This is a genomic window from Pseudomonas sp. LBUM1659 (assembly GCF_059716045.1).
Window position 1 is genome coordinate 5,408,311 of sequence record NZ_CP166797.1, and the last position, 13,461, is coordinate 5,421,771.

The window sequence follows — 13,461 nt, forward strand, 5'->3', positions numbered from 1 at the left end:
ACAAGCTCGAAAATCAGAGATGGGCAATTCTGGCACAAAACTGCAGCAGTCTTTTTTAGGGTCGGGCCAATCTTGAAAATACTATCTCAGCAGTCCCAATTCTTTCGCCCGTGCCACCGCCTGCGTTCGCCGCTCAACACCAAGCTTGCTGTTGATGTGGCTGGCGTGGGTCTTGACCGTGTGCAACGAAATGAACAGTTGATCGCTGATTTGCTGGTTCGAACAACCTTGGGCAATCAGTTGCAGAACTGCCAGCTCACGCGCGCTGAGCTGCTCTGCCCCCGAACACGACTCCAATACCGGGCGAGCGATGATGATCGGCAGTTGTTCTACGAGACTCTGCGAAACAGCCGTCGGAGCAACCAGTTGCAGTTGCCCACGTAGCCAGTCCGGATGTTCAGCCAGCAACCCGCCGAACGGTTGCAAGGCGCCACCGGTCGACGCCTCAAGTGCCAGCGCCAGCGCCTTGCGGGCTTCGGGCTCACGCCCACTGACGAGCAACAAGGCAACTTTCTGAGTCAGCGCCATCGCACTGAGCATCTGCCGCCCCGTTTGTTGCCCCTGCTCAAGCAGTGCATTCAATCGGCCTTCGGCCAGCATTGGCTGCCCTTGAATGACGTCCAGCAATGCTTGTTGCAATTCGATATGCAACGGCAGCTGTGGATGGAATTCGGGCGGTGCTGCCGGGTGTTCGCCGTTATAGGTCTGCCCCAACCGGGAAAGCCAGGCTTCGGCCAGATCGGTGCGACCCTGGGCCAGCCAGAGCTCGCATTTGACCATGGTAATCATCGCCAGATAGTAAATGGGGGGCACGTCCCAGATGTGCATAAGGCGCTCGGCTTCGGCCAGTTCGGCGAAGGCGTTGGCGAACTCGCCGCTGTTACCTTCAAGCCTGGCGATCACGCAATGACCGATCAATACGCTGATATCGCGACAGGCCCGAGCCTCACTCAAACCGGCTTGCAAACGTGCCCGAGCGGCTTGCGGTTGCAGGCGCAAGGCCAGCAAGAGCCCCTCATACAACGTCAGACGAGCGCGTATGGCGTAAAGTCGTTGCGCGGATAACCCTTGCAGGCGTTGCAGCCCCTGACGAACCTCTTGCAACGCGCGCAGGATTTCCCCGCGCGCCTGCAATACTCGGGCGCGGTCGTAATGGGCCAGTGCTTCAAACAACGGATTACCGACCCGCTGCGCCAATTCCAGCGACTCACGGTTCAAACTGCGCGCACGCCACAAGTCGCCGTCGGCGATGGCCAGGTTGGACAGGGTCGAGAGGCACATCAGACGTTGCCCGTAGCGTTTGGCCGGCAGGCTATGCAGCGCTTCAGTGCAATAGAGAAGCGTCAGCTCGCGGTTGCCACGCCCCCGGGCGATGATGCCCCTCAGGGCCAGCCACTGCGCGAGCATCGACTTCTGCGCGGTGGCCGAAGGGGCCGGCAGGAAGCGGCTCAAGTGGGCTGCCAATTCCTCCGCCGCATCCAGTTGACAGGCCATCCCCAGCGCCCAGCTGTAGAGCACGATCAGCCTGGGTGTGCTGATCAGCAAGCTGTCGGGCAAGTCCATTTTCCAGCGCAGCAACATGCCGGCGTTCTGCTCGGCCAGCAATTGTTCTTCCGAGAGGTTTTGCACCAGGTTCGCCGCAACGTCCAGATGCCCGGCACGCAACGCCTGCTCCACCGCTTCGTCGAGCAGCCCCTGTGCATTGAACCAGCGACAGGCACGCAAATGCAGGCTGGCGGCCGGCACTAGCGTGTGAGCGGTGGGCCGAGTGCGCAGCAGGTCGGAAAACAGGTGGTGATAGCGGTACCAGTGACCGTGCTCGTCCAGCGGCACCAGGAATACCTGGTGCGCCTGAAGGAAACGCAGAATTTCGGCACTGTCATGGGCTTCACGAACCGCATCGCAGAGCTCGCTGCAAAAACGTTCCTGAGGCGCCGTGTCGTAAAGGAATTGCTGCACTTCGGCCGGCAAGCAATCGATGACTTCTTCCAGCAGGTAATCGCGGATCAACCCTTCCCCACCGTGCAGCGACTGCGGCAACGCACCGTCATTGCCTGCCTCTGAGGCCGCCAGCAACCAGAATCGCAGGCCCGCGACCCAGCCTTCACTGCGCTGAATCAAACTTTCCAGCGCCTCGCCATGCAAGGAACTGCTGTGGCGATCAAGCAACGTGAGCGCTTCATCATGGGTCAGTCGAAGGTCCTGCTCATGCAGTTCGAGCAGTTGGCGCGACAACCGCAGACGTGCCAGATGCCAGTCCGGACGCTGTCGACTGGTCACCATGACCAACAGGCCATCGGGCAAATGATTGAGGAAAAATTGCAGGCAACGATCGAGTACCGGGCCTTGCGCAAGGTGATAGTCATCTAGCACCAATAGCAAAGGCGTACTCGGCGACAGGTAGATGGCCAGCTCGTCCAGCAACCCGTCCAGCCATTCTTCAAAGGCGAACGGTTGATGACGCTGGCGCATTTTCAGCAGCCCCAGCGCCTGACTGCCCAGTGTCGGAAAATAATCCTGGAGTCCTTCGAGCAACCGCTCAAGGAAACGCCCCGGATCACTGTCTCGAGAACTCAACCCCAACCACAGACTTTGCCAATGGGCCGGCAGCCCCTGACAGAACTCCACCGCCAATGAGCTCTTGCCGAAGCCTGCGGGTGCGCTGACCAGCAACAGCCTGCCACCGAGGCCGGCACTCAGGCGCTCGCACAAACGAGGCCGCAGCACATAGCCGTCGGGCAGCGGGGGCCGAAAAAAGCGCCCGTCCAATGCCGCGATGGAAACGCTTGCAGGGCCCGGGAGTGGGGACAGATCAGTCATGGCCGGCTCTTGTTTGAATTGCGGATGGCGGCGTTGCAGATGTCCGCAGACTAGCGGTAAACGGATAGGGAATGAAGGTAATTGCTACAAATGGCTACAAAAAGTCTACAAGCAGAACCCGCCGGACCCGCGCTGCAGTTTTCCCTGGAGACCGAGTTGCCCCCTTCGCGAGCAAGCCCGCTCCCACATTCGACCGAATTCCATCTGGAAGAACTCGGTTAAATGTGGGAGCGGCGGTGCGACGATTCGACTTGCTCGCGAAGGGGTCATCACAGACGCAGAAAATGTTCAGGCCAAACAAAAAAAAACGCCCCGAACCAGTCGGGGCGTTTTTCGAGGAAGCGACCTTTGTTCAGTGCAGGTTAGCGAACCCCGTCCTGACGCAGCGCAGCCGGTGTGAAGTCGCTGGTGGTAGCGGTGAAGCCGAAGTCATACGCAGACTTCTCTTCGTTCTTCATACCCAACGCCAGGTAGCGACCCGATTGCAGATCGTACAGGGCTTCCAGGGTGTACCACGGCACTTGAACGTTGTAGTAATCCTGGGCGTGAGCTTCTGCCACACGCCACAGCTGATTACGACCGTCGTAGTGATCGATCACTGCGGCTTGCCAGGTGTCTTCGTCGATGTAGAAGTCACGTTTGGCGTAGATGTGACGCTGTCCTTCTTTCAAGGTCGCCACGATATGCCAGACCCGGCGCAACTCGTAACGTGCCAGGTCCTGGTTGATATGACCGGCCTTGATGATGTCGTCGTACTTGAGGTTAGGCGAATCGAGCTTGTAGCTGTCCGAGGCAATGTACATCTCTTTCTTGCCTTCGAGCTTCCAGTCGTAGCGATCCGGCGCACCGTTGAACATGTCCAGGTTGTCGGAGGTACGCAGGCCGTCCGCCGCGGTACCCGGCCCGTCATAGGACACTTGAGGTGCACGACGCACACGACGTTGACCGGCGTTGTAGACCCACGCCGAACGTGGTTCTTTCACCTGGTCGAGGGTTTCGTGCACCAGCAGCACACCGCCGGCCAGACGTGCTGGCGCGAGCACTTTTTGCTTGAAGTAGAACAGGATGTTGCCCGGGTTCGCCGGATCGTAGTCCTTCATCTTGTCGCGGAACACGAACTGATCCTGGAAGTACACCAGGCTGTACGAGCCGTTCGGCTGCGGCGTGGCCTGGGTCACCAGACGGGTCACGCTGCCACCGCGATAGCGGGTGATGTGGTTCCAGATGACTTCAATTCCGCTCTGGGGAATCGGGAACGGGATAGCGGTTTCGAAGTTTTCCAGGCCGTTGCCGCCGGATACGAGCTTGGTCGCGGTGGCGTTTTTCTTGATGGCGGCGAACACGTCAGCCGGCACGGTGGAGCCACGATGCGACGTGTAAACCGGCATCTTGTAGGTTTCCGGGTAGCGCTTGAACATCGCGTACTGGCCCGGGGCGAGCTTGTCTTTGTACTGGTCGACGTTTTGCGCCGTGATGGTGAACAGTGGTTTTTCACTGGCGTACGGGTTGGACAGGAAACCTTTGCTGTCGACCGTTCCGATATTTTTTGCCATTGGCTTCCAGGCCGGAATCGAACCGTCGGCGTTGCCCGCCATCTCGGCGCCCATCGGGGTCAGGCTCTTGCCCAGTTTGTCGGCTTCGGCCGCAGGGACCGCCGCCATCACGCTGGTCGCCAGCAGCGAAAGCCCCAGAACACCCGCTTTGAACAGACTCTTTGTTATTTTCATATGTGTGTTCGTCCTGAAAAAACAGTGCTTAGAAGTTCACGCCGACGCTGAGCGCAACGAAGTCGCGGTCATCTACGGTGGTGTACTTGCCGTCGAAGAAATTGGTGTAAGCCAGGCTCGCGGTGTAGGTGTTCTGGTATTCGGCATCGACACCCAGGCTCACCGCTTTACGACCTTCCTCGAAGTTGCCGCCAGGGCCTGGCGAGTAACCGTCTACGTCGTGGGACCAGGCCACGTTCGGCTTGAGGTTCACACCGGCGAACACGTCGTTGTATTCCCAGATGGCACGACCGCGGTAGCCCCACGAAGTCGCCGTGGTGAAGCCGTCGTTGTCGCAGTTGCGGCTGATGTTGTTGGTAGGAGTGCCCGGGCCGGCACCGGCGATGGTGTTGGTGTTGAGCGCCACACAAGTATTGGCACCGCCAGTGGCTGGCAATGCACCTGGGCCGTAGACCGGATCGCGGCCATATCGAACGTCGGAGGTGCTTTCCAGGCCGCCGACATGAGTCACGCCCACCTCACCTACCAGGGTCAGGCGGCTCGCGCCCATCACTTGGTCAAAGAAGTGCGTCAGGGTGCTCTGGAACTGGGTGACTTCTTTACGGCGATAGCCATTCAGGTCAGTACCCGGTGCTGCAGAGAGCAGTGAAGCGTTGCCCAGGCCTGGCAACGGACGTACACCGGCGAACAGAATGTCGGTGGAGTTCAACTGCACCGGCGCGTTCGGACGATAGCTGACTTCACCGCTCCACGCCGTACCCGTAGACAGGGTAGTGGAGAAGCTCAGGCCGTAAAGGCGAATGTCTTCAGGGTATTCGATGAAGTACTGCGAGTTACCGGCCACCAGCAACGGCGCAAGCCGGGCAAATGGTCCACCGGCCAGCGACGCCGCAGTGTTGTAGACCGACTGCGGCGCACCGGTGGCGCTGAAGATTGGCGCACGGCTGTGGTAGTTCATGAAGTAGGCACCGAACTCGGTATCCAGCGGGTCGAACATGTACTTGAAGGACGCACCCCACTGGCCGCTGTCCCTTGCATCACGGTCGGGGCCACGCCGAACCAGCACACCTTCTTCGTTGACGTCTACTCCCGCAGTGGCCAAAGGACCCAGCGCGATGGCTGGAATCGTCGAGCGCTTGTTCAGCACGCGCAGGTTGTTGTCGCAACCGTCGGCGACGATGTCTGGCTGAGAGAAGAACGTGCCGCAGTTATCGACAACGGTCTGGTCCCATTCCAGCTGGTAGAACGCTTCGGCCGAGAGGTTTTCGGTCAGGCTCTGTGACACGTAGAACATGTTGACCGGGATCAGGCCTTCCTTGATCTCGGCACCCGGACGACGGAACGCGGACACGTCGATAGGGTTGATCGAGTTGATGCCGCCGCCGATGAAAGTACTTTCACCCCAGCTCACCACCTGCTTGCCCAGACGCACGGAACCCGGCTGATCGGCAATGGCGTAGTTGTGGTAAACGAAGGCGTCGAGGATTTGCCCGCCGGAGGACTTGGCGCCCTCTTTACGACCGTCGTTTTCGACGTTCTTGAATTCCAGGTTTGTATCTTGCAGTGCGAAGTCGTACCAGTATTTGCCCCGGACAAAGACGCCGGTGTCGCCGTATTTCAATTCAAGGTCATGGATGCCCTTGAAGATTTTCGAGAACGCTTGCCCGCTCTTGAAGTTCAAGTGACCGTCATCGGAGGTCTGGGACAAACCTTGCCCGCCGTTGTTGACGCCGATCAGGTTCTTGTTCGGCTGTTGGGTCGAGACACTCATACCCAGGGACAGCGACGAATCGAACTGACCTTCGATTTCACCAACGTTGAAACTGACGCCGAATGCAGGCCCGGCGAGCGAAGAGGCGAGACTGACCGCCAGGGGCAATTTCGCCCGGCGCCAGAACTTGTTTACTGATGTCATCGACGCTACTCCATGTGCATTATTGTTATGGCTGTGAGCACTTCTAAAAACGTTGTGGGTGACGGGGAGCCAAGGCGTCCCGAAGTCACTCCAAAATTGCATCGCCCCCGTTTGTGCGCTTGCTCCGTTCTTAGAAATCCGTGAGCGGACTATAGCCAGCAGGTAGTAGAGCTTGATCCCTCTAAAGTGTGATTTGTAGCTGCCGACCACTCTGGAACAGTCCTTTCGCCAGTCCGACACCTGTCGGCCCGGCAAGGATGGCTGAAAATTCGGATTACACAAGCCAAGCGCTTGCTTGGTGGGCCTGGCGTGCCTTTTCGGGCACGCCAGGAGGCGCTTAAAGCGTCGAGAGGAAGGTGCTGTTGTTGGCCTGCCATTCAGTGATGTCGAGGCGGATGCGCTTCTTGTCGAGCTTGCCGACACTGGTCTTGGGAATTTCAGTAACAAGGGCAATCTGGCTGGGGATCGCCCACTTGCTCAAGTGCCCCAGTTCCACAAATGGCTTGAGGTGTTCCTTGAGTTCCCGGGCCCCGATTTCATGCCCTTCGTGGATCACCAGCAGCGCAAATGGTCGCTCACCCCATTGCGGATCGGCGATGCCCACCACTGCTACTTCGCGTACCGCCACGTGGCGACTGATCAAGTCTTCAAGGTCCAGAGACGAGATCCACTCGCCACCGGTCTTGATCACGTCTTTGATGCGATCACGGATGTCAATCACGCCCATGGCGTCCAGCGTCGCCACGTCGCCGGTATGCAGCCAGCCTCCGGCCCAGAGCTCGGCACCTTTTTGCGGTTCGTTGAAATAGCCCTCGGTGAGCCATGGCGCACGCAGCACGAGCTCGCCTTGGGTTTCGCCATCGGCAGGCAGGAAGTTGCCGTCGGGGTCGACGATTGCCGCTTCCACCAATGGCCCCGGTACGCCGGCCTTGATGCGATAGGCGGTGCGTTCATCTTCGCTGCCGGCCATCAATTCATCGTTGAGGTGCGCACACGACACCAGCGGCCCGGTTTCCGACATGCCATAAGCGGCCGTCAACTGAATGCCTTTGCCTTTGGCCGTTTCGTACAGCGTGCGGTTAAGCGCACTGCCGCCGATGACGATTTTCCAGCCGCCGAAGTCCGTGCCTTGCGCCGCTTTGGCATTGAGGATCATCTGCAAAATGGTCGGTACGCAGTGGGAAAAGGTGACCTTCTCCTTGCGCCACAACTCCACCAGATATTCCGGGTCGTAGCGGCCGGGGTAAACCTGCTTGAGCCCGAGCATGGTCGCCACATAGGGCAAGCCCCAGGCATGCACATGGAACATCGGGGTGATCGGCATGTACACGTCGCTGGTACCCAGCAGGCGCACGCTGTCGATGGAGCCCATGATGGTCGACACACCCATGGTGTGCAGCACCAGTTGCCGGTGGGTGAAATACACACCTTTAGGATTGCCGGTGGTACCGGTGGTGTAGAACGTTGTCGCGACCGAGTGTTCGTCGAAGTCCTGGAAGTCGTATTGCGTACTGGCAGCCGCCAGCAGTTGCTCATACTCGCCAATCAGGTTCGGCAGGTCGGCGGTTTTCTCCGGCAGGTCGGTCAGCAGCAGGGTTTTCTCTACCGTGGTCAGGTGCCCGGCAATCGCCTGGTAGAGCCCCACGAACTCGCTGTTGACCAGCACAAAGCGGTCCTCGGCGTGGTTCATGGTGTAGAGAATTTGTTCCGGCGACAGGCGCACGTTGATCGTGTGGATCACCGCGCCGATCATCGGGATGGCGAACATGCATTCCAGGTATCGATGACTGTCCCAGTCCATTACCGCCACGGTATCCCCGGCCTTGACCCCGGCCGCCGTCAACACATTGGCCAGCCGCGCGACCCGCTCAATGAGGGTCGGATAGCTGTAGCGCACCTGGTCGCGGTAAATGATCTCGCGGGTTTTCTCGTAACGAGCGCCGGACATCAGCAGTCGTTTAATCAGCAGCGGATACTGGTAAGCGCCTTCGGCTGGGGGGATAACGCGAGTCTGCAACATATCAATCCCTTTTCTGACTGCACGGTGTTGGCTGAAAGTAAACACTCTAGTGCCCTTCAACGCCGGCCAAATCAGCCAAAGGAATGATTTGCAGAGCCGTGCAAATGCTAGCTTTGCGCCAGCATTTGCAGGATATCGAGGATCAGTCTGCTATCAATGCATCTCGGTAAAGGCGAGTTTCACGCCGATGGCGATCAGCACCACGCCCATGGTGCGGTCGAACCAGTGGCCCATGCGGGCGAAACCGGCACGCACACGCTGCTGGCTGAACAGCCGCGCCACCAGGCAAAACCACACCGCCGTCGCCGCTGCGAGGTAGACCCCGTAACCGGCTTGTACCGCCAGCGGCGTGTGAGGGTTGATCACCACGGTGAACAGCGACAAAAAGAACAGCGTGGCTTTCGGGTTCAGACCGTTGGTCACGAAACCGGAGGTGAAAGCGCCACGGGCGGTGCGCTCGCCGGCTTCTTTGTGCAGATTGTCAGCGACCGCTTTGGCCGGTTGCGCGCGCAGGGCCTTGTAACCGATGTACAGCAGGTACGCGGCGGCGGCCCATTTCAGCGCGTTGAACAGCACGATCGATTGGGACACGATCAGGCCGATGCCGAGCAGCGAATAGCCAACGTGCAGGAAAATCGCCGTCCCGACACCCAGCGCCGTCCAGGTGCCGGCGCGCCGACCATGGGTCACGCTTTCACGCACCACCACGGCAAAGTCCGGGCCGGGACTGGCCACGGCGAGCAAGTGAATCAGGGCAACGGTCAAGAACTCTGTCCAGTACATGGGGGCTCCTTTGTGGCAGATCGGTCGAAATGAAACTCACTAGGTTAACGCCATCCCCCGCGGGAGCGTCCAGCCCGGCAATGGGTAACCATTTGTTTCATCTGGTAGGCTCGGCAGATTACGCCTTCAGTTCACTGCACAAAAGGTACAGTTGATGACGAACTCTCGCCGCGCCGTTTTCCTCGACCACCCGTCCCTGGACCTCGGCGACCTCGATCTCGGTCCGCTACGTGATTGCTTCGACGACTTGCAGCTGTTCGCCCAGACCACGCCGGATCTAGTGATCGAACGCCTCAAAGGCGCCACGGTGGCCATCAGCAACAAGATCCTGATCGATGCCGCGACCATCGCCGCCAGCCCAGCACTCAAGCTGATCCTGATCACCGCCACCGGCACCAACAACGTCGATCTCGCCGCCGCCCGCGCCCATGGCGTTACCGTTTGCAACTGCCAGGGTTACGGCACACCGTCGGTGGCCCAGCACACGATCATGTTGCTGCTCAACCTGGCGACGCGCCTGGCCGATTATCAAAAAGCCGTGGGTGAAGGCCGCTGGCAGCAAGCGAAACAGTTCTGCCTGCTGGATTACCCGATCGTCGAACTGGAAGGCAAAACCCTTGGCCTGCTCGGCCACGGTGAACTGGGCGGCGCCGTTGCACGGCTGGCCGAAGCGTTCGGCATGCGCGTGCTGCCGGGTCAGATTCCGGGGCGCCCTGCCCGGCCGGATCGATTACCGCTGGATGAACTGCTGCCGCAGATCGACGCCCTCACCCTGCACTGTCCACTCAACGAACACACCCGCCACTTCATCGGCGCCCGTGAACTGGCCTCAATGAAACCCGGTGCCTTCGTGGTCAATACCGCTCGCGGTGGCTTGATCGATGAGCAGGCACTGGCCGATGCCTTGCGCAATGGTCATCTGGGCGGCGCGGCCACCGATGTGTTGAGCGTCGAGCCACCAACGGCTGGCAATCCCTTGCTGGCCGCTGACATCCCGCGCTTGATCGTCACCCCGCACAATGCCTGGGGCAGTCGCGAGGCGCGGCAGCGGATCGTGGGGCAGTTGACCGAAAACGCGCAGGCTTTCTTCAGCGGTACAGCGCTGCGAGTCGTCAGTTGATAAACTGCCGCACTTTTTTCAAGGAGCAGAGTATGGATCCGCGCAGTGAAGTACTGCTTCGTCAGCCCGAGTTATTCCAGGGTTCGGTGTTGTTGGCCGGTTTGCCCGCCGACGATCTGCTGGGCCGACTGCCCGAAGCCCACGGTTGGTGCTGGCACGCCGGCGATCAAGCGGCACTCGATGCGCGTTTCGCCGAGCGCAGCCATTTTGGTGTGACCGCACCCGAGCGTGAGTTTGAAACCGCCGTGGTGTTTCTGCCCAAGTCCAAGGACCTGACCGATTACATCCTCAACGCCCTCGCCTCGCGCCTGGCCGGTCGCGAGTTGTACCTGGTAGGCGAAAAACGCAGCGGGATCGAAGGTGCAGCCAAACAACTGAACCCGTTCGGCAAGCCGCGCAAGCTCGACAGCGCCCGTCATTGCCAACTCTGGCAGGTTACCGTGGCCAATGCGCCAGCAGCCAAATCGCTGGAAAGCCTGGCTCAGACCTACGAGTTGCCGCTGGCTGAAGGTCCATTGAAAGTTATCAGCTTGCCGGGTGTGTTCAGCCACGGCCGATTGGATCGCGGCAGCGCGCTGCTGCTGGAGCATCTGGACAAGTTGCCGAGCGGACACTTGCTGGACTTCGGTTGCGGCGCTGGCGTTTTGGGCGCGGCAGTGAAACGTCGTTATCCGCACAATCAGGTCACCTTGCTCGACGTCGATGCGTTTGCCGCTGCCAGCAGTCGTCTGACCCTGGCCGCCAATGGTCTGGAAGCCGACGTGATCACCGGAGATGGAATTGACGCTGCACCGATGGGTTTGAGTGCGATTCTGAGCAACCCTCCGTTCCATGTCGGCGTGCATACCGATTACTTCGCGACCGAGAACCTGCTGCGAAAAGCTGCCAAACATCTGAAAAACGGCGGCGAACTGCGCCTGGTTGCCAACAGCTTCCTGAAGTATCAACCGCTGATCGAAGAGCACCTCGGCGTGTGCGCAATCAAGGCTGAGGGACAGGGTTTCCGAATCTACCGGGCCAAACGCGGCTGATAAACAAGTGCTTGCCTAACGGATTTTGCCTAGGCAGAATCCGCTCCGTCCTAGGGGAGTAGTCTCCCACGAGCGCCATGCTCGTCCGGCATACGTCAACATACTTGGTCCTCAGGCCATGGCGTATGCGACCCAAGCGTCCGCATCAGACGGATCGCAGGGTTTGACAAGACCTATGACACGAACACCTTACCCGGGGCGGGAAGGCTGTACGTGTCATAGCCGTGTCGACCCGCCCCTTAGGAAAAACCCTGATGATGCTGGATTCATTTCTCGTTCCTACCGCAATCGTTGCCTTGGCCGAAATCGGCGACAAGACGCAACTGCTCGCGCTCATTCTCGCTGCCCGCTTTCGCAAGCCGTGGCCAATCATCGCCGGCATCGTCGCCGCCACCTTGGCCAACCACGCAGCCGCTGGTGCGGTCGGTGCCTGGTTCGGCAGTTTCTTCTCGAATGCGACACTGCACTGGATCCTGGCCGCCTGCTTCACGGCGACGGCATTGTGGACCCTGGTCCCGGACAAGATGGACGACGACGTCAGTACAGCTCGCAAGTTCGGGCCATTCCTGACCACACTGATTGCGTTCTTCCTCGCGGAAATGGGTGACAAGACTCAGGTCGCTACCGTGATGCTGGCTGCGCAATACCCGGATTTGTGGCTGGTCATCCTCGGCACCACCGCCGGCATGTTGATTGCCAACGTGCCTGTGGTGCTGGCCGGTAACTTTGCGGCAGACAAATTGCCACTGACCCTGATCCGTCGACTGGCGGCGTCGGCGTTTATGATCTTGGCGATTGTTGCGGTGTACAAGGCGATGCAGAGCAGCGGATGGGTTTAACTCGGTAGACCGAGTCATCGTTCATCGCGAGCAGGCTCGCTCCCACAAGGGTTAGTGTCGATCACAAACCAATTTGGGAGCGAGCCTGCTCGCGATGAGGCCCTGACTGACGATGTAAAAATCTCAGGATTTACGCGCGTTCTCGTACAACGGCATCACCTTGGGAATCGCCGCCTGCAACGCGGCTATACGACTGGCCGACGCCGGGTGAGTGCTCATGAACTCCGGTGGCGAGCCTTCCGAGACCTTGCTCATCTTGTTCCAAAGCGTGATAGCGGCGTTCGGGTTATAACCGGCGCGAGCGGCCAGTTCCAAGCCGATCAGGTCTGCCTCGTTTTCATTGGCGCGACTGTTGGGCAGGGTCATGCCGTAGTTCGCAACGGTATCCGCCAAGGCCATGCTGCTCTGGCCCAACCCTAACAAGGCACCGGCGCCCTGCTTGGCCATTTCAATGCCATAGGCTTTGGACATCGCTTCCCGACCATGCTCACGCAGGGCGTGGGCGATTTCATGCCCCATGATTGCGGCGATTTCATCGTCGGTCAGTTGCAGTTTGTCGATCAGCCCGGTGTAAAAGATGATCTTGCCCCCAGGCCCGCAGTTGGCGTTGAGCTCATCGCTCTTGATCAGGTTGACTTCCCAATTCCACTGAGCAGCATCCGGACGAAAATTTGGCGCCTGGGCAATCAGCCGATCGGCAATGGCCTGGACGCGTTGGGCATCCTGACTGGTTTTGTCCAGCACGCCTTTGCTGGAGGCTTCACCGACCGTCTTCTTATAGGACTGGGCATACATCTGGTCGACCTCTTGCGCGGGCAACATGGTGAACATGTACTGTTTGCGCTCAACACCCACGGCGCCACCACTGGTGGTGTTGACCGACTGGCACCCGGCGAGCAGCAAACTGGCGCTCAGCGTCCCAAAAACCAATAGTTTGTTCATCAAATTAACTCCCTGAAATCATGCCGCGTATCCTAGGCGTGGAAATGTATCGACGCCAGATACATAAACATAAGACGCAAAATTGCGGCAAAGCTCTCAGCAGCGCAGAAAAAAAACACAATGCGTTGCGAGCCGTAACGCATCACGGCGTGCTCTGATTTATTGACGACATCCGCCTGGGATCATCGGAAGGCCCTGCGGGCCTTATCGCGAGCAAGCTTGCTCCTACAGGGGATTTGTGAACGACACAGAACAAAGGTGGGA

Annotated in this window: 9 protein-coding genes and 1 riboswitch; of the genes, 3 read left to right on the top strand and 6 right to left on the bottom strand. The window is 59.3% G+C overall.

The annotated features are described in order from the left end of the window. Nucleotides 1-81: 81 nt before the first annotated feature. The 5 genes from ACA048_RS24565 to ACA048_RS24585 all read right to left on the bottom strand — a co-directional run bounded on the left by ACA048_RS24565 (nt 82) and on the right by ACA048_RS24585 (nt 9,265). Nucleotides 82-2,820 carry a winged helix-turn-helix domain-containing protein gene (locus ACA048_RS24565; protein ID WP_497626658.1) on the bottom strand — a complete coding sequence of 913 codons (2,739 nt, stop codon included), beginning with the start codon at nt 2,818-2,820 and terminating at the stop codon, nt 82-84. A 362-nt stretch (nt 2,821-3,182) separates the two neighbouring features. Beyond that, nucleotides 3,183-4,547 carry a DUF1329 domain-containing protein gene (locus tag ACA048_RS24570; RefSeq protein ID WP_497626659.1) on the bottom strand — a complete coding sequence of 455 codons (1,365 nt, stop codon included), beginning with the start codon at nt 4,545-4,547 and terminating at the stop codon, nt 3,183-3,185. 28 nt (nt 4,548-4,575) lie between these two features. Beyond that, a complete protein-coding gene (locus ACA048_RS24575) occupies nt 4,576-6,462 on the bottom strand; it encodes a DUF1302 domain-containing protein (RefSeq protein ID WP_497626660.1) in 1,887 nt (628 codons plus the stop codon). Nucleotides 6,463-6,799: 337 nt separating this feature from the next. Further along, entirely contained in the window at nt 6,800-8,482 is a 1,683-nt protein-coding gene (locus ACA048_RS24580) for a fatty acid--CoA ligase (protein WP_497626661.1), read from the bottom strand. A 153-nt stretch (nt 8,483-8,635) separates the two neighbouring features. Next, nucleotides 8,636-9,265 carry a LysE family translocator gene (locus ACA048_RS24585; RefSeq protein ID WP_007947100.1) on the bottom strand — a complete coding sequence of 210 codons (630 nt, stop codon included), beginning with the start codon at nt 9,263-9,265 and terminating at the stop codon, nt 8,636-8,638. Nucleotides 9,266-9,419: 154 nt separating this feature from the next. Between ACA048_RS24585 and ACA048_RS24590 the strand changes: the two genes are divergently transcribed. The 3 genes from ACA048_RS24590 to ACA048_RS24600 all read left to right on the top strand — a co-directional run bounded on the left by ACA048_RS24590 (nt 9,420) and on the right by ACA048_RS24600 (nt 12,255). After that, complete coding sequence (locus ACA048_RS24590; RefSeq protein WP_497626662.1) at nt 9,420-10,385, top strand: 2-hydroxyacid dehydrogenase; 966 nt, start codon at nt 9,420-9,422, stop codon at nt 10,383-10,385. A gap of 32 nt (nt 10,386-10,417) precedes the next feature. Beyond that, on the top strand, nt 10,418-11,416 hold the full coding sequence (locus ACA048_RS24595; RefSeq protein WP_497626663.1) for a methyltransferase: 999 nt from the start codon (nt 10,418-10,420) through the stop codon (nt 11,414-11,416). 40 nt (nt 11,417-11,456) lie between these two features. Next, a riboswitch (yybP-ykoY riboswitch) is annotated at nt 11,457-11,581 on the top strand. A 92-nt stretch (nt 11,582-11,673) separates the two neighbouring features. Then, nucleotides 11,674-12,255: a TMEM165/GDT1 family protein gene (locus ACA048_RS24600; protein ID WP_497629927.1), complete on the top strand. Its 582-nt coding sequence runs from the start codon at nt 11,674-11,676 to the stop codon at nt 12,253-12,255. A 123-nt stretch (nt 12,256-12,378) separates the two neighbouring features. On the opposite strand, the gene ACA048_RS24605 is transcribed toward ACA048_RS24600, so the two are convergent. After that, nucleotides 12,379-13,197 carry a M48 family metallopeptidase gene (locus tag ACA048_RS24605; protein WP_497626664.1) on the bottom strand — a complete coding sequence of 273 codons (819 nt, stop codon included), beginning with the start codon at nt 13,195-13,197 and terminating at the stop codon, nt 12,379-12,381. Between the last annotated feature and the right edge of the window lie 264 nt (nt 13,198-13,461).

Bases quoted from the DNA above. Each gene is read 5' to 3' on its own strand.
- ACA048_RS24575 (WP_497626660.1), bottom strand. From the start codon at position 6,462: ATGACATCAGTAAACAAGTTCTGGCGCCGGGCGAAATTGCCCCTGGCG.
- ACA048_RS24590 (WP_497626662.1), top strand. From the start codon at position 9,420: ATGACGAACTCTCGCCGCGCCGTTTTCCTCGACCACCCGTCCCTGGAC.
- ACA048_RS24595 (WP_497626663.1), top strand. From the start codon at position 10,418: ATGGATCCGCGCAGTGAAGTACTGCTTCGTCAGCCCGAGTTATTCCAG.
- ACA048_RS24565 (WP_497626658.1), bottom strand. From the start codon at position 2,820: ATGACTGATCTGTCCCCACTCCCGGGCCCTGCAAGCGTTTCCATCGCG.
- ACA048_RS24570 (WP_497626659.1), bottom strand. From the start codon at position 4,547: ATGAAAATAACAAAGAGTCTGTTCAAAGCGGGTGTTCTGGGGCTTTCG.
- ACA048_RS24580 (WP_497626661.1), bottom strand. From the start codon at position 8,482: ATGTTGCAGACTCGCGTTATCCCCCCAGCCGAAGGCGCTTACCAGTAT.
- ACA048_RS24605 (WP_497626664.1), bottom strand. From the start codon at position 13,197: ATGAACAAACTATTGGTTTTTGGGACGCTGAGCGCCAGTTTGCTGCTC.
- ACA048_RS24585 (WP_007947100.1), bottom strand. From the start codon at position 9,265: ATGTACTGGACAGAGTTCTTGACCGTTGCCCTGATTCACTTGCTCGCC.
- ACA048_RS24600 (WP_497629927.1), top strand. From the start codon at position 11,674: ATGCTGGATTCATTTCTCGTTCCTACCGCAATCGTTGCCTTGGCCGAA.